Here is a 15984-nt window from a genome sequence, read left to right as displayed (position 1 = left end):
TGAATCTCAAGGAGTTTTCCGTTTCGACTGCGCCAGAAGTGGGGCGAATTATAGACTTCCAGAATCTGCCGTCAACCCCTATTTTAATAATTCTGTCATATCGATCAAAAAACCCCGAAAACACGAAGGCCGACCTTAACGGTCGGCCTTCGGCACACCGAGCTACTTATAAGCTAGGGAATGCAAACTGCGAAGCTTCATGGCTCGCCCGTTGCGGCCAACGCTGGGTAATCGCCTTGCGACGGGTATAGAAGCGCACACCATCGGGACCATAGGCATGCAGATCGCCAAAAAGCGAGCGCTTCCAGCCACCGAAGCTGTGATAAGCCACCGGCACTGGCAGCGGCACGTTGACGCCGACCATGCCGACTTCGATCTCGTCGCAGAACAGCCGCGCCGCTTCCCCGTCGCGGGTGAAGATGCAGGTGCCGTTGCCGTATTCGTGATCGTTGATCAGTTGCATCGCCTCTTCCAGGCTGTTCACACGGACGACGCACAGTACCGGCCCGAAGATCTCTTCCTTATAGATGCGCATTTGCGGGGTGACATTATCGAACAGGCAGCCACCGAGGAAGAAGCCTTCTTCGTGCCCTGCCACACTCAACCCGCGACCGTCGACGACCAGGGTCGCGCCTGCTGCCACGCCGTCATCCACGTAACCGCTGACCTTGTCACGCGCCTGCCCGGTCACCAATGGCCCCATGTCCAGACCGCACGAAGTACCGGCACCGATTTTCAGCGCCTTGATCTGTGGAACCAGTTTCGCCACCAGCGCATCGGCCACTTGATCGCCGACACACACCGCTACCGAAATCGCCATACAGCGCTCGCCGCAAGAACCGTACGCCGCGCCCATCAGTGCGCTGACGGCGTTATCCAGGTCGGCATCGGGCATCAGCACTGCATGGTTCTTCGCCCCGCCCAGTGCCTGAACGCGTTTGCCGCGTTTGGTGCCTTCGGCGTAGATGTATTCGGCGATCGGTGTCGAGCCGACGAAGCTCAGCGCTTTGACTTCCGGCGCTTCGATCAACGCGTCCACCGCCGCCTTGTCACCGTGGACCACGCTCATCACACCTTTCGGCAAGCCTGCTTCCAATAACAATTGAGCAATCAGCAGTGTGGAGCTTGGATCGCGCTCGGACGGTTTGAGGATGAAGCAGTTGCCGCAGACGATCGCCAGCGGGTACATCCACAATGGCACCATGGCCGGGAAGTTGAACGGGGTGATCCCGGCCACAATCCCCAGCGGCTGAAAGTCCGACCAGGCATCAATGTTCGGGCCGACGTTGCGGCTGTATTCGCCCTTGAGGATTTCCGGTGCTGCGCAGGCGAACTCGACGTTCTCGATACCACGCTTCAATTCACCGGCGGCGTCTTCCAGGGTCTTGCCGTGCTCTTCGCTGATCAGTTGCGAAATGCGCGCTTCGTTCTGCTCCAGCAGTTGCTTGAAGCGGAACATCACCTGGGCACGTTTGGCCGGCGGCGTGTTGCGCCACGCAGGGAACGCAGCCTTGGCGGCGTCGATGGCTTTCTGGATGGTCGCCTGGCTGGCCAAGGGCAATTTATGGATCGCCTGGCCGGTAGACGGGTTGAACACATCCACCGAGCGACCGTTCTCGGTCACCAGTTCGCCATTGATCAAATGCGGAATAACGCTCATCGAACACTCCTGAATGCTTGTGCACAGACGCCAGGTAAGAAGCGCCTTCTATATATAGGTAGTTCCGTTGAGGAGCCGGATGTCACTGGCGCGTTCAAGTACGCCTTCGCGAGCAAGCTCGGCTCCCACAGTTGTTGTAAAGATCAGTCGAGCTTGTTCAGCACTTCGCCGACCGCATCGAACAGACGATCGAGATCTTGCGGCTTGCTGTTGAAGGTTGGGCCGAACTGCAGGGTGTCGCCGCCGAAGCGCACGTAGAACCCGGCTTTCCACAACGCCATGCCCGCCTCGAAGGGACGCACGATGGCGTCACCGTCACGCCCGGCAATCTGGATTGCACCGGCCAGACCGTAGTTGCGGATGTCGATGACGTTTTTCGAGCCTTTCAGGCCATGCAGAGCGTTTTCGAAATGCGGCGCGACTTCAGCGACGCTCTGCACCAGGTTTTCCTTTTGCAGCAAGTCGAGTGCCGCCAAGCCTGCGGCGCAAGCCACCGGGTGTGCCGAGTAGGTGTAGCCGTGCGGGAATTCCACAGCGTATTCCGGTGTCGGCTGGTTCATGAAGGTTTGGTAGATTTCGGAGCTCGCGATCACCGCGCCCATCGGAATCGCGCCGTTGGTGACTTGCTTGGCGATGCACATCAGGTCCGGGGTCACGCCAAAGCTGTCGGCGCCAAACATCGAACCGGTACGGCCGAAACCAGTGATCACTTCATCGAACACCAGCAAGATGTTGTGCTGGTCGCAGATCTCGCGCAGACGCTTGAGGTAGCCCTGAGGCGGAACCAGAACACCGGCCGAACCGGCCATTGGCTCCACGAACACTGCGGCTATATTGGAGGCGTCGTGCAATTCGATGAGCTTCAGCAGCTCGTCGGCCAGCGCTATACCGCCCTGCTCCGGCATGCCACGGGAAAAGGCATTGCTTGCCAGCAGTGTGTGCGGCAAGTGATCAACATCCATCATCGCCTGGCCGAACAGTTTACGGTTGCCGTTGACGCCGCCGAGGCTGGTGCCGGCGATGTTCACACCGTGATAGCCACGGGCACGACCGATCATTTTGGTTTTGGTCGCCTGCCCTTTCAGACGCCAGTAGGCACGCACCATTTTCACCGCAGTATCGGCGCACTCGGAGCCGGAGTCGGTAAAGAACACATGGTTCAGATTGCCCGGCGTCAGCTCGGTGATTTTTTCAGCCAACTGAAACGACAGCGGATGGCCGTACTGGAAGCCCGGCGAATAATCGAGGGTGCCCAACTGTTTCGAAACGGCTTCCTGAATTTCCTTGCGGGTGTGCCCGGCGCCGCAGGTCCACAGACCGGACAGCGAATCGTAGATTTTGCGGCCCTTGTCGTCGAACAGCCAACTGCCTTCGGCGCCGACGATCAAACGCGGATCGCGCTGAAAGTTGCGGTTGGCGGTGTACGGCATCCAGTGCGCGTCCAGCTTCAGTTGGCTGGCCAGTGGCGACGGCGCGTTTTCAGGCATGTTCATCGGGCAAAACCTCGCAGGGCATAAGCGTCAGGGAGATGGAAAGCGTTGTTGCAGCTAAATTGCCACGGCGATAAAGTCGGTGAAATTCAACTCTTCTAACCTTCAGTCAGATCTCTGCTAAACAAAGAGAACAAGAAATGAGCAGCCGCCGTCCCGATCCGCTGGCCCAGGTCAGTGACTTTGATATTCGCCTGCTGCGGATTTTTCGCAGCGTCGTCGAATGTGGCGGCTTCTCGGCAGCGGAAACCGTGCTTGGCATTGGCCGGTCAGCGATCAGCCAGCAGATGAGCGATCTGGAGCAGCGCCTCGGTTTGCGCTTGTGCCAACGTGGACGCGCGGGTTTTTCCCTGACCGAGGAAGGTCGCGAGGTTTACCAATCGGCGCTACAGCTCTTGAGTGCGCTGGAAAGTTTCCGCACCGAGGTCAACGGTCTGCACCAACATCTGCGTGGCGAGTTGATCATTGGCCTGACCGACAACCTCGTCACCCTGCCCCACATGCGCATCACCCACGCCCTCGCCCAACTGAAGGAGCGCGGGCCGGATGTGCAGATCCAGATCCGTATGATCGCGCCTAATGAAGTCGAGCAAGGCGTGCTCGACGGGCGTTTGCATGTTGGCGTGGTGCCGCAGGCCAGCGCGTTGTCTGGGCTGGAATATCAGCCGTTGTACAGCGAACGTTCGCTGCTTTACTGCGCGGTCGGCCATCCGTTGTTTTATGTTGATGACAAACAACTGGATGACCAGCGCCTGAACAGTCAGGACGCGATTGCACCGACCTTTCGGTTGCCGGCAGACATCCAGGCGCACTATCAAGCGCTCAACTGCACCGCCAGCGCTTCCGACCGCGAGGGAATGGCGTTTCTGATTTTGACCGGACGCTACATTGGTTATCTGCCGGATCACTACGCCAGTCTTTGGGTGCAGCAGGGGCGTTTGCGTGCGCTCAAGGCCGGCACACGTTTTTACGATTTGAGCCTGGCATCGGTCACGCGCAAGGGCCGGCGCCCTCATTTGGTGCTGGAAAGTTTCTTGGAGAGTCTGGCGGCGACGCGCTGAAAGCCAGATCACAGATCGTCCGGACGCGGCCCGAGCCTTCGCCAGCTCCTGCCTTTGACGGTCATCGCTTCAGAAAGCTGAGCAAGTGGACAGGTTTTTGCAGAGAAGGCTTAACTCGATCCTTCAAAAAGAAGCCAACGCCATGCAGCCAGATTCCGATTCGTCCAGTGAACTCATCTACGGCCTCAACGACCGCCCCAAACCACTCGCCGCCCTGCTTGCCGCGTTGCAACATGTGCTGGCCAGTTTCGTCGGCATCATCACCCCGCCGCTGGTCATCGGCTCGGCGCTCGGGCTGACCGCGCATTTGCCGTACCTGATCAGCATGGCGCTGATGGTCTCGGGCGTCGGCACCTTTATTCAGGCACGGCGGCCGTTCGGCATCGGCGCGGGCATGATCTGTCTGCAAGGCACCAGTTTCGCTTTTCTCGGGGCGGTGCTGTCGGCCGGTTTTCTGGTCAAGCAGCGTGGCGGCAGCCCGGAAGATATTCTGGCGATGGTCTTCGGTGTCTGTTTTTTCGGCGCCCTTGTGCAAATCGTGCTCAGCCGTTTTATCGGTCAGTTGCGCCGAGTCGTTACGCCGTTAGTGACCGGGATCGTCATTACCCTGATCGGCATCAGTTTGATCAAGGTGGGCATCACCGATCTGGGCGGTGGCTTCAATGCGCCGGACTTCGGTGCGCCAGGCAATCTGGCGCTGGGCGTGTTCGTGTTGCTGACGATCATTCTGCTCAACCGCTCAAATACGCCGTGGATACGGCTGTCGGCGATCATCGTCGGCCTGCTGCTGGGAAGCCTCGCGGCCTGGTTCAGTGGGAAACTGATCCCCCAGCCATTGCCTGACTTACCTTTGGTGAGTTTTCCTACGCCATTCAAGTTCGGTTTCAGCTTCGACTGGACAGCTTTCCTGCCTGTCGCGCTGATTTATCTGATCAGCACCATCGAAACCGTCGGCGACCTCACCGCCAACTGCATGCTCGCGCGTCAGCCGATCAGCGGCCCTTCTTATATAAGTCGCTTGCGCGGCGGCGTGCTCGGCGATGGCGTCAGTTGCATGATCGCGGCCACGTTCAGCGCTTTCCCTAACACTACGTTCGCGCAGAACAATGGCGTGATTCAATTGACGGGCGTCGCCAGCCGCTACGTGGGACTGTACATCGGCGCGATCCTGTTCTGTCTCGGCCTGTTCCCGCTGATCGGCGCGGTGCTGCAACAGATTCCCAAACCGGTATTGGGCGGCGCCACGCTGGTGATGTTCGGGGCCGTCGCGGCGGCGGGTGTGCGCATCCTCGCGCAGTCGCCGCTGGACCGGCGCAGCATGCTGATCATCGCCACCTCGTTCGGCGTCGGCCTGGGCATCGCCGCGCAACCGAACCTGCTGCACCTGCTGCCGAAACTGGTGCAGAACCTGTTCGACTCGGCGATCACCAGCGGCGGGCTTACGGCAATATTCCTTTGCCTGTTGTTGCCGGAAGGCAAAACCGCAGCGGCCAAAAGCCCCGCACCATTGAACAAGATCGAACAGGCGTAACGGTTTTATTGCGCAAGGACTTGTCGGATGCCTGTGGGTGCGCTATCAACGCAACCTGGCTGCACCCACAGACAATCCCGGAAGTGCCTATGACCTTTGAAGTCCCAGCCCATGGCGGCAAACCCGCCAGCCGCATTCGTCAGAAGAACGAAGAGACCATCCTCAAAGCCGCCGAAGACGAGTTCGCCCGTCACGGGTACAAAGGCACCAGCATGAACACCATCGCCCAGAATGCCGGGTTGCCCAAGGCCAATCTGCATTACTACTTCACCAACAAACTCGGTTTGTACGTGGCGGTGCTGAGCAACATCATTGAGCTGTGGGACAGCACCTTCAACACCCTCACCGCCGAGGACGATCCCGCCGAGGCGCTGACCCGCTATATTCGCGCGAAAATGGAGTTCTCCCGTCGCCAGCCACAAGCCTCGCGAATTTTCGCGATGGAAGTGATCAGCGGCGGCGAATGCCTGAGCGAGTATTTCAATCAGGATTACCGCACCTGGTTCACCGGCCGGGCGGCGGTATTTCAGGCCTGGATCGATGCAGGCAAAATGGACCCGGTCGACCCGGTGCACCTGATCTTCCTGCTGTGGGGCAGCACCCAGCATTATGCCGACTTCGCCACGCAGATCTGCCGCGTGACCGGGCGCAGCAAGTTGACCAGACAGGACATGGAAGACGCCGGCAACAACCTGATTCGCATCATCCTCAAAGGCTGCGGCCTCACACCTTCTCTATAAGACGTTTATGCCTTTCACCCTCAGCGGTTTTTGCGAGTACCGCGAAGAGATTCGCAAAAGCCGCTTTATCACCTTGGCCACTCCGATCAGCAGCCCCGCCGACGCGCAGGCGTTCTTCGAGCAGCACAGCGACTTGAACGCCACGCACAACTGCTGGGCGTGGAAGCTCGGCGCGCAATATCGCAGCACCGACGATGGCGAACCCGGCGGTACGGCCGGGCGACCGATTCTCGCGGCGATTGAAGCGCAGGATTGCGACCAGGTCGCGGTGCTGGTGATTCGCTGGTATGGCGGTATTCAACTCGGCACTGGCGGTCTGGCCCGGGCTTATGGCGGCGGGGCCAACAAATGCCTGCAAGCGGCGGCGAAAATCGAGTTGATCAGCCGCGTGCCGTTAAGTTGCGCTTGCGGGTTTGCCGAGTTGGCGCTGGTGAAGTTGCGGGTGGCGGATCTGGGCGGATTGGTGGTGGAGGAAAACTTTACTGCCAATGGCGTTGAGTTGAAGTTGGCGGTGGGGGAAGCGCAGATCGATATCTTGCAATCGCAACTTGCTGATTTGAGTCGTGGGCGGATTTTGTTGCAGCGTTGAAGAAGATCAAAAGATCGCAGCGTTCCGCAGCTCCTACAGGGGGATCACATTCCAATTGTAGGAGCTGCGGAACGCTGCGATCTTTTTGGGGCGTTACGTGAATTCCATTTTCTGCCAACTTGCCCACATCCGCTGTGCACCCGACTGTGGATAACCTGAGCACATATCGCTGTAACCCTTCTGTCATGCGGCTTTGCGCGGTTTGTTCACTTTTCGTTCAATTCATCCGACGAAAAGGAAATTCAAATTAAAAACAATCAGTTAGCCGCGTTTATCACCTTTAGAAGAAAGCATCACAGTGCTTATGCCCGGGTTCGCCGCTTGCACACAATTACTGTGGAACAACCTGTGGATAACCCGTTCATGACCGCCGCAGTCGCTGGATCTGCCTAGGCCCCAAGCAATTGCTCGTTTTTTAACCAACCACCCGCGGGCGAAACTGGAGCCTGGTCAAAGGCTTTGCGCTGAAATGGTGCTCGGCAGAAAGCCTAACCGGGCGCTGAGCCTGGGCAATCGGCACGGGCTGCAACGATCGGCGCGCGTTCCTGACTCACTGGCCAGGAAATTGCTTTATCCACAGGCACAACTCCAAGTCAGTCGAGCCTGTCATGCCCACCGCCCCTTCTGTTCCGCGCCTGCAACTGCGCCAGATCAGCAAACGCTACCCCGGTTGCCTGGCCAACGATGCCATCGACCTGAGCATTGCACCGGGTGAAATCCACGCCCTGCTCGGCGAAAACGGTGCGGGCAAAAGTACCCTGATGAAGATCATTTACGGTGTCACCCAGTGCGACAGCGGTGAAACGCTTTGGGAAGGTCAGCGCGTGCATATCCGCAATCCGGCCCAGGCGCGGCAGTTGGGGATTGGCATGGTGTTCCAGCATTTCTCGCTGTTCGAAACCCTCAGCGTGGCGCAGAACATTGCTTTGGCCATGGGCGCCGCGGCCGGCACGCCGCAGCAACTGGAGCCGAAGATTCGCGAAGTGTCGCAGCGCTACGGCATGGCGCTGGAGCCGGAGCGACTTGTCCACAGCCTGTCGATTGGCGAGCGGCAACGGGTGGAAATCATCCGTTGCCTGATGCAGGACATCCGCTTGCTGATCCTCGACGAACCGACTTCGGTGCTGACGCCGCAAGAGGCCGACGACTTGTTCATCACCCTGCGCCGCCTCGCCGCTGAGGGTTGCAGCATTCTGTTTATCAGCCACAAGCTCGGTGAGGTGCGTGCCTTGTGCCACAGCGCCACGGTGCTGCGTGGCGGTCGGGTTGCCGGGCATTGCGTACCTGCCGAGTGTTCGGATCAGCAACTGGCGCAACTGATGGTCGGCGCAGCGGCGACGTTGATTGGCGAGTATCCGAAGGTCAGCGGTGGCGCGGCTTTTTTGCAGGTGCAGGGTTTGAGCTGGCACAACCCGGATCCGTTCGGCTGTTCGCTGTCAGGCGTCGACCTGCAAGTGTGCAGCGGCGAAATCGTCGGCATCGCCGGGGTCGCCGGCAATGGCCAGGATGAGCTGCTCGCCCTGCTCAGCGGCGAACAGACATTACCTCGGGCAGAAGCCGCGACCATTCGCTTCGCTGAGCGCAACGTCGCGGATTTGCGTGCGGATGCGCGGCGTGGACTGGGCCTGGCGTTCGTGCCTGCTGAACGCCTCGGCCACGGCGCAGTGCCGGATTTGAGTCTGGCCGATAACGCCCTGCTCAGTGCTTTCCAGCAAGGGCTGGTCAGCAACGGCTTGATCCAACGCGGCAAAGTCGAAGCCCTTGCCCAACAGATCATCCAGCGTTTCGGCGTGAAAACTCCTGACACGCAAACCGCCGCGCGCAGCCTGTCCGGCGGCAATCTGCAGAAATTCATTCTGGGCCGGGAAATCCTGCAACAACCGAAACTGCTGGTCGCCGCGCACCCGACCTGGGGCGTCGACGTCGGTGCCGCGGCGACCATCCACCGCGCATTGATCGCCCTGCGCGATGCCGGCGCGGCGATTCTGGTGATTTCCGAAGACCTCGACGAGCTGTTCCAGATCAGCGACCGCCTCGGCGCCCTGTGTGGCGGACGACTGTCGGCGCTACGCGACACCCGCGATACGCAACTGAGCGACGTCGGCGCGTGGATGGCCGGCCAGTTCGATCACTCACCTTGCGCCGCCCTGGTTTAACGGAGTTTCAACCATGCTGCTTTCTCTCGAACCCCGTGGTCAGCAATCGCGCCTGATGCTGTGGTGCTCGCCGTTATTGGCGGCGGTGCTGACCCTCGGCTGTGGCTCGCTGCTGTTCATCGCACTCGGCCACGATCCGCTGCAAACCTTGCACACGCTGCTAATTGCGCCGGTCAGCGATCTGTACGGTGTCGGCGAACTGCTGGTCAAAGCGCTGCCGATTGTGCTTTGTGCACTTGGGCTGGCCGTGGCTTATCAGGCGCGAGTATGGAACATCGGCGCCGAAGGTCAGTTGCTGCTCGGTGCACTGGCCGGCAGTGCTCTGGCGGTGAACATTATCGAGATGCACAGCCGCTGGGCGCTGGTGCTGATTCTGCTGACCGGCACGCTGGCGGGCGCTGCATGGGCCGGCCTGACGGCATGGCTGCGTACACGCTTCAACGCCAACGAAATCCTCACCAGCATCATGCTCAATTACATCGCCCTGAACCTGCTGCTGTTTTGCGTACATGGTCCGCTGAAAGACCCTGCCGGATTCAATTTCCCCGAATCGGCGATGTTCGGCGACGCCAGTCGCTTACCGTTGCTGCTGGAGGATGGCCGCGCGCACGCCGGGGCGTATTTCGCCCTGCTCGCTCTGGTCGCGGTGTGGGTGTTGTTGCAAAAAAGCTTTGTCGGATTCCAGATCAAGGTACTCGGCCTGGACAAGCGCGCAGCAGGCTTTGTCGGCTTTCGCGAAAAGCGTCTGGTCTGGCTGGTGCTGTTGATCAGTGGTGGCTTGGCCGGGCTGGCCGGCGTTTGCGAAGTGACCGGGCCGATTGGCCAACTGGTGCCGCAGGTCTCACCGGGTTATGGCTACGCGGCGATCACCGTGGCGTTTCTCGGTCGGCTCAATCCGATCGGCATTCTGTTTGCCAGCCTGTTGATGGCACTGCTCTACATCGGCGGCGAGAGCGCGCAGATGGCGCTCAATCTGCCGCAGGCGATCACCCAGTTGTTTCAGGGAATGATGCTGTTTTTCCTGCTTGCCTGTGACGTGCTGATTCTCTATCGGCCACGCCTGAAACTGCGCTGGACCCGGCGCGCCTCGACCCCTGCCGTAACCGCCGGAGCGCTGTGATGGATATCGATCTGTTGAGTAATATTTTCTATGCCATGGTCCGCTGCGGCACGCCGCTGCTCCTGGTGGCGCTGGGTGAACTGATCTGCGAGAAGAGCGGCGTACTCAACCTCGGCCAGGAAGGCATGATGCTGTTCGGCGCCGTGATCGGGTTTATCGTCGCCCTCAACAGCGGCAACCTGTGGCTGGGTGTTCTGCTGGCGATGCTCGCCGGGATGCTGCTGTCGTCGCTGTTTGCCTTGGTCGCGCTGGTATTCAATGCCAATCAGGTGGCGACCGGGCTGGCCCTGACGATTTTCGGTGTCGGGCTTTCGACGTTTGTCGGCGCGGCCTGGGTCGGTAAACCGCTGGCTGGATTCGAGCCGCTGGCCATTCCGTTGTTGAGTGAAATTCCGCTGATCGGAAGAATGCTGTTTGCCCAGGATCTGCTGGTGTACCTGTCGTTCGCGCTGTTTGCGCTGGTGGCGTGGGTGATCATGAAAAGTCGCGTGGGCCTGATCATTCAGGCGGTCGGCGAAAATCCGGATGCAGCCAGCGCCATGGGCTTGCCGGTGCTGACCGTGCGCACGTTGGCGGTCTTGTTCGGCGGTGCGATGGCCGGGTTGGCCGGGGCCTATCTGTCGCTGGCCTATACGCCTATGTGGGCCGAAAACATGACTGCCGGGCGTGGCTGGATCGCCTTGGCGCTGGTGGTATTTGCCAGTTGGCGCGTGTGGCGGTTGTTGCTGGGGGCGTATCTGTTCGGCCTCGCCAGCATCCTGCACCTGGTGGCGCAGGGGTTGGGGCTGGCGATTCCTTCGAGTCTGCTGGCGATGTTGCCGTATGTCGCGACGATTGTGGTGTTGGTGTTGTTGTCCCGCGATGCCGTGCGCACACGGCTGTATGCGCCGGTTTCGTTGGGGCAACCTTGGCAGTCAGGACATTAGGCAGATACAAACCTGTGGCGAGGGAGCTTGCTCCCGCTGGGGCGCGAAGCGGCCCTCGATATTGATCCTGGAAGACCTTTTACGACTGCTGCGCAGCCGAGCGGGAGCAAGCTCCCTCGCCACAAATGGGCAGTGCCTGAACCACGCCCCACGCCAGTTCGAAGATAAGAAAGACCACAAGGATCGAACTGGCGCCGTGCAGCAAGGCATACCCTTGCCACGCCGCAAACAGAAACCGCCCCACCGCGTCATAGCGTCCATAAAGCGCCTGCGGATCACGAATCCGCAGCACCGCCCAGACACAGACCACTGAGCCCAACAAGTTCGCCATCAGCATGTGCATGGATTGGAACGGCGGCAGTTCGCCAGGGAAATCCAGCGAGCTCAGCAGCCCATGCACAAGCGCGAAGCTCCACGGCGTGACAAACGCTGCCGTGACGATCAGGTCATACCAGGCGCTGCCGCGCACCACGTTGCGATACTGCGTTGCGGTCCACATCATCCTTGCTCCAGAAATTCAGGGAGCAGGCACGTTAAAGCCTGGGGTATGCTCCAGGGTCAATACCCCATTCGAGAAAACAGCATGCGCATCGGTGAATTAGCCCGGGCCAGCGCGGTCAGCCGTGACACCTTGCGCTTTTATGAGCAGCGCGGGCTGATCGCGGCGCAACGCAGCGCTAACGGCTACCGTGACTATCCGCCGGAAATGGTGCAACTGGTGCTCTACATCAAAACCGCGCAGCGGCTGGGCTTTACTCTGGGCGAGATCGGCAACAGCGTCGCCGCCCTGTGGCACGCCCGCGACCCGGAAAACGCCGTGGCGCAATTGCTGCGTGACAAACTGCAATTGGTTGAAACCCGCATGAGCGAACTCGACACGCTGCGCCAGGAGCTGCAACTGCGGCTCGGTCAGGCGTGTCCATTGAACCCTGAACGCTGACTTTCAAGGAAACCCATCATGTCTCAGGCAAAAACCGCATTGATCATCGGCGCCTCCCGGGGCTTGGGCCTCGGTCTGGTGAAAACCTTGCTCGCCGACGGCTGGCAAGTGACCGCAACGGTGCGCAATCCGCAAAAGGCCGAGGCGCTGCAAGCGCTGGGTGACGTGCGCATCGAAAAGCTCGACATGGACGATCAGCAAGCGGTGATCGCCCTGAATCAGAAACTCAAAGGCGAAACCTTCGACCTGCTGTTCGTCAACGCCGGAGTCAAGGGCCCCGACGTGCAGACCCCGGGCGGCGCGACACTGGCCGAGGTCGGCCAATTGTTTTTCACCAACGCCGTGGCGCCGATCAATCTGGCCCAGCGTTTTGTCGGGCAGATCCGCGACGGCAGCGGTGTGCTGGCGTTCATGAGTTCGGTGCTCGGCAGCGTAACCATGCCGGACGCGCCAGAACTGGCGCTGTACAAGGCGAGCAAGGCGGCCCTCAATTCGATGACCAACAGCTTTGTCACGCAACTGGGCGAGCAGAAACTGACCGTGCTGTCGCTGCATCCGGGCTGGGTGAAGACGGACATGGGCGGCGATGGCGCCGATATCGATGTCGAGACCAGTACGCGCGGGCTGATCGATCAGGTGAATGCGTTCAGCGGCAAGGGCGGGCATCACTTCGTCAATTACAAGGGTGAAACGATTCCCTGGTAAGCATGCAAATCCCTGTGTAGGAGTGAGCCTGCTCGCGATAGCGGTGTGTCAGGTTAGACATATTTATCTGACACACCGCTATCGTCGGAACGCCGCCCGGAGCAGGCTCACTCCTACAGGGGGATCTTGGTGAATGGTCGGGTGGGGCTTGCCCGCCTTGGCGATTTGTCTGACACTGCGCGCCTCGTCCTTTGCGGCGACCCTGGATCAGCAGACAGGGCAACACTGAGCTGGCAACCCTGAACCCAACTTTCAGAGGAGCCGGCCACAATGCCTGCGACCCGTACCTGGTTAAAAAATCCCCTCGCCATTTTCACGGCCAACGCGCTCGATGCCCGTGGCGGTCTGGTGCTGCAAGACGGTGTGATCGTCGAAGTGCTCGCGGCGGGTCAGCAGCCGTCGGCGCCGTGCCATGAAGTGTTCGATGCCCGCGAGCATGTAATCCTGCCGGGCCTGATCAACACCCACCATCATTTCTATCAGACCCTGACCCGCGCCTGGGCGCCGGTGGTCAATCAGCCGCTGTTTCCGTGGCTGAAAACCCTCTACCCGGTATGGGCCCGGCTGACCCCGGAAAAACTCGCGCTCGCGACCAAAGTGGCGTTGGCCGAGCTGCTGCTCTCGGGCTGCACCACCGCCGCAGATCATCACTACTTGTTCCCGGACGGTCTGGAGAACGCCATCGACGTGCAAGTCGAAACGGTGCGCGAACTGGGCATGCGCGCCATGCTCACCCGCGGTTCGATGAGCCTCGGCGAGAAGGACGGCGGCCTGCCTCCACAGCAGACCGTGCAGGAAGGTCAGGTGATTCTCGACGACAGCCAGCGCCTGATTCACGAATACCACGAGCGTGGCGACGGCGCGCAGGTTCAGATCGCCCTGGCGCCCTGCTCGCCGTTTTCGGTCACGCCCGAAATCATGTCGGCCAGCGCCGAACTGGCGAACAAACTTGATGTGCGCCTGCACACCCACCTCGCTGAAACCCTCGATGAAGAAGAATTCTGCCTGCAACGCTTCGGCCTGCGCACCGTCGATTATCTAGACAGTGTCGGCTGGCTCGGCCCGCGCACCTGGCTGGCCCACGGCATCCATTTCAACCCCGATGAAATCGCCCGCCTCGGCCAGGCCGGCACCGGTATCTGCCACTGCCCGAGTTCGAACATGCGCCTGGCTTCCGGGATCTGCCCGAGCATCGAGCTGACCGACGCCGGCGCGCTGTTCGGTCTCGGTGTTGACGGTTCGGCGTCCAACGATGCCTCGAACATGATCCTTGAAGCGCGTCAGGCGCTGTACATCCAGCGCCTGCGCTACGGCGCCGAAAAGATCACCCCGGAACGCGTGCTGGGTTGGGCGACCCAAGGTTCGGCGAGCCTGCTGGGCCGTACCGACATCGGCGAAATCGCTGTGGGCAAACAGGCGGATCTGGCCTTGTTCAAGCTCGATGAACTGCGTTTCTCCGGCAGCCATGACCCGATCTCGGCACTGCTGCTGTGTGGGGCTGACCGCGCGGACCGGGTGATGATTGGTGGCAAGTGGCGCGTGGTCGATGGGCAGGTTGAGGGGCTGGATCTCAAAGGCCTGATCGCCGATCACAGCCAGGCGGCGCGGCAACTGATCGCCGGCACCTGAGTGAACACAGATTAAAACTGTGGGAGCGGGCTTGCTCGCGAAGGCGTCGTATCAGTCACTATTGAGCCGCCTGAAACACCGCATTCGCGAGCAAGCCCGCTCCCACAGGTTTTTTAGTTTCCCTAAAGACCCAGCAGGGACAGCATGATGAACGTCGCAAACAGCACAAAGTGCGTCATGCCCTCAATGGCATTGGTTTCGCCGTCATTCAGGTTGATCGCACTGACAATCAGGGTGATGAAGATCATCACTGTCTGCACCGGCGTCATCGCCATCTGAAACGGCTGGCCGGTGTACAACGCCATCGCTTCCATCACCGGCACGGTAAGGATCACCGTCGACAGTGACGCGCCCATTGCGATGTTCACCACCGATTGCATGCGGTTCGCCAGCGCCGCGCGCAACGCGGTCAGAATTTCCGGCGCCGCCGAAATCGCCGCCACCAGAATCGCCGTGATTACCGGCGGTGCGCCCGTGCCTTCCAGGCCCAAATCGAGGGTTTTGGACATGACCTCGGCGAGTGCGCCGATCACCACCACGCCGAACACCAGAATGCCGATCGACAGCGCCAGACTGACCGGTTTCGGTTCTTGCTCGATCGGCTCTTTCTTGCGCCGTTTGTCCGGATAGCTATAGCTGAAAAAATAACTGTGCGGGCCGACCTGCATGCGCAGAAACAGCGCATACAACACCACCATCGCGCCGATGGTGAACGCCGAATACAACTTCCAGTTGGCCTCGGGAATAAACTCCGGGACCACCATCGACACGCCCATGGCCGTGAGGATCATCACGCTGTAGCTGCGCGCCGAATCGTCGTTGTAGGACTGCTCGCCGTGCTTGATGCCGCCCATCAGCGCGGCGAGGCCGAGGATGCCGTTGATATCGAGCATGACCGCCGAATAAATCGTGTCGCGCACCAGGGTGGCCGAGGCCTCGTTGCTCATCATGATCGCCAGAATCACGACTTCCACCAACACCGCCGCAAGGGTGAGGATCATTGTGCCGTAGGGATCGCCGACCTTTTCCGCGAGCAATTCGGCGTGATGGGCGACGCGCATCGAGGCGGCGACGATGAAGGCGATCAGTATCAGGCCGCCGAGCAGCGCGACGATCTGGCCGCTGTGCAACAGCCAGTGTTCCAGTGGATAAGCGATGCACGCGGCAATGACTGCCAGCAGCAGAAAGCTTTCTTGCTTGAGGATTGAGAGCATGGCGGGCCTTTTGCCGAAAAGAGCTGATGAAGCTACTGACTGTCGGGCGGCGCTAAATGTTTCGTTACACCTTAGCGCACCAAGCGATGGCGGTGCTTGAGCAGGTGCACCTTTATTGGCCTTGATGGCCCTATCGCGAGCAGGCTCACTCCTACAAGGGAACGCATTTCAAATGTAGGAGTGAGCCTGCTCGCGATAGCCATCACACGGTTCCGGAAAGTTT

Annotated in this window: 14 protein-coding genes; 10 read left to right on the top strand and 4 right to left on the bottom strand. The window is 60.2% G+C overall.

The annotated features are described in order from the left end of the window. Window positions 1-166: 166 nt before the first annotated feature. Both HU765_RS11875 and HU765_RS11870 read right to left on the bottom strand, forming a co-directional pair. Window positions 167-1660: a CoA-acylating methylmalonate-semialdehyde dehydrogenase gene (locus HU765_RS11875; protein ID WP_186620618.1), complete on the bottom strand. Its 1494-nt coding sequence runs from the start codon at window positions 1658-1660 to the stop codon at window positions 167-169. 143 nt (window positions 1661-1803) lie between these two features. After that, window positions 1804-3153, bottom strand: coding sequence for an aspartate aminotransferase family protein (locus tag HU765_RS11870; protein WP_042609779.1), 1350 nt, complete (start codon window positions 3151-3153; stop codon window positions 1804-1806). Window positions 3154-3290: 137 nt separating this feature from the next. On the opposite strand from HU765_RS11870, the gene HU765_RS11865 reads away from it, so the two are divergent. The 7 genes from HU765_RS11865 to HU765_RS11835 all read left to right on the top strand — a co-directional run bounded on the left by HU765_RS11865 (window position 3291) and on the right by HU765_RS11835 (window position 11273). Continuing rightward, the gene (locus tag HU765_RS11865; RefSeq protein ID WP_186620616.1) at window positions 3291-4211 is read left to right on the top strand and encodes a LysR family transcriptional regulator; all 921 of its coding nucleotides are present in this window, start codon (window positions 3291-3293) and stop codon (window positions 4209-4211) included. Window positions 4212-4353: 142 nt separating this feature from the next. Next, the gene (locus HU765_RS11860; protein WP_186620614.1) at window positions 4354-5742 is read left to right on the top strand and encodes a nucleobase:cation symporter-2 family protein; all 1389 of its coding nucleotides are present in this window, start codon (window positions 4354-4356) and stop codon (window positions 5740-5742) included. An 89-nt stretch (window positions 5743-5831) separates the two neighbouring features. Next, the gene (locus HU765_RS11855) at window positions 5832-6482 is read left to right on the top strand and encodes a TetR/AcrR family transcriptional regulator (protein WP_186620612.1); all 651 of its coding nucleotides are present in this window, start codon (window positions 5832-5834) and stop codon (window positions 6480-6482) included. 7 nt (window positions 6483-6489) lie between these two features. Next, window positions 6490-7071 carry a YigZ family protein gene (locus tag HU765_RS11850; protein ID WP_186620610.1) on the top strand — a complete coding sequence of 194 codons (582 nt, stop codon included), beginning with the start codon at window positions 6490-6492 and terminating at the stop codon, window positions 7069-7071. Window positions 7072-7679: 608 nt separating this feature from the next. Beyond that, window positions 7680-9227 carry an ABC transporter ATP-binding protein gene (locus tag HU765_RS11845; protein ID WP_186620608.1) on the top strand — a complete coding sequence of 516 codons (1548 nt, stop codon included), beginning with the start codon at window positions 7680-7682 and terminating at the stop codon, window positions 9225-9227. Between the two features lie 13 nt (window positions 9228-9240). Next, window positions 9241-10347: an ABC transporter permease gene (locus HU765_RS11840; protein WP_186620606.1), complete on the top strand. Its 1107-nt coding sequence runs from the start codon at window positions 9241-9243 to the stop codon at window positions 10345-10347. Then, window positions 10347-11273 carry an ABC transporter permease gene (locus HU765_RS11835; RefSeq protein WP_186620604.1) on the top strand — a complete coding sequence of 309 codons (927 nt, stop codon included), beginning with the start codon at window positions 10347-10349 and terminating at the stop codon, window positions 11271-11273. Before HU765_RS11840 ends, HU765_RS11835 begins: the two co-directional genes overlap by 1 nt. A 79-nt stretch (window positions 11274-11352) precedes the next feature. On the opposite strand, the gene HU765_RS11830 is transcribed toward HU765_RS11835, so the two are convergent. Continuing rightward, window positions 11353-11772 (bottom strand): hypothetical protein, encoded by a 420-nt coding sequence (locus HU765_RS11830; protein ID WP_186620602.1) that lies wholly within the window; start codon window positions 11770-11772, stop codon window positions 11353-11355. 84 nt (window positions 11773-11856) lie between these two features. On the opposite strand from HU765_RS11830, the gene HU765_RS11825 reads away from it, so the two are divergent. From HU765_RS11825 to HU765_RS11815, 3 genes are all read left to right on the top strand, one after another. Then, complete coding sequence (locus HU765_RS11825) at window positions 11857-12213, top strand: MerR family transcriptional regulator (RefSeq protein WP_186620600.1); 357 nt, start codon at window positions 11857-11859, stop codon at window positions 12211-12213. An 18-nt stretch (window positions 12214-12231) separates the two neighbouring features. After that, window positions 12232-12918 (top strand): SDR family oxidoreductase, encoded by a 687-nt coding sequence (locus tag HU765_RS11820; protein WP_186620598.1) that lies wholly within the window; start codon window positions 12232-12234, stop codon window positions 12916-12918. Window positions 12919-13188: 270 nt separating this feature from the next. Next, window positions 13189-14547 carry an 8-oxoguanine deaminase gene (locus HU765_RS11815; protein WP_186620596.1) on the top strand — a complete coding sequence of 453 codons (1359 nt, stop codon included), beginning with the start codon at window positions 13189-13191 and terminating at the stop codon, window positions 14545-14547. Window positions 14548-14669: 122 nt separating this feature from the next. Here the strand turns inward: HU765_RS11815 and HU765_RS11810 are convergent, their stop codons facing one another. After that, on the bottom strand, window positions 14670-15761 hold the full coding sequence (locus tag HU765_RS11810; RefSeq protein WP_186620594.1) for a calcium:proton antiporter: 1092 nt from the start codon (window positions 15759-15761) through the stop codon (window positions 14670-14672). Window positions 15762-15984 lie beyond the last annotated feature (223 nt).

The sequence above is a fragment of the Pseudomonas sp. SWRI81 genome (genome assembly GCF_014268545.1).
In the GTDB taxonomy this organism is placed as follows: Bacteria; Pseudomonadota; Gammaproteobacteria; order Pseudomonadales; family Pseudomonadaceae; genus Aquipseudomonas; species Aquipseudomonas hamedanensis.
Note: the sequence above shows the minus strand (reverse complement) of the source record. Positions and strands in the feature narration are given on the sequence as shown.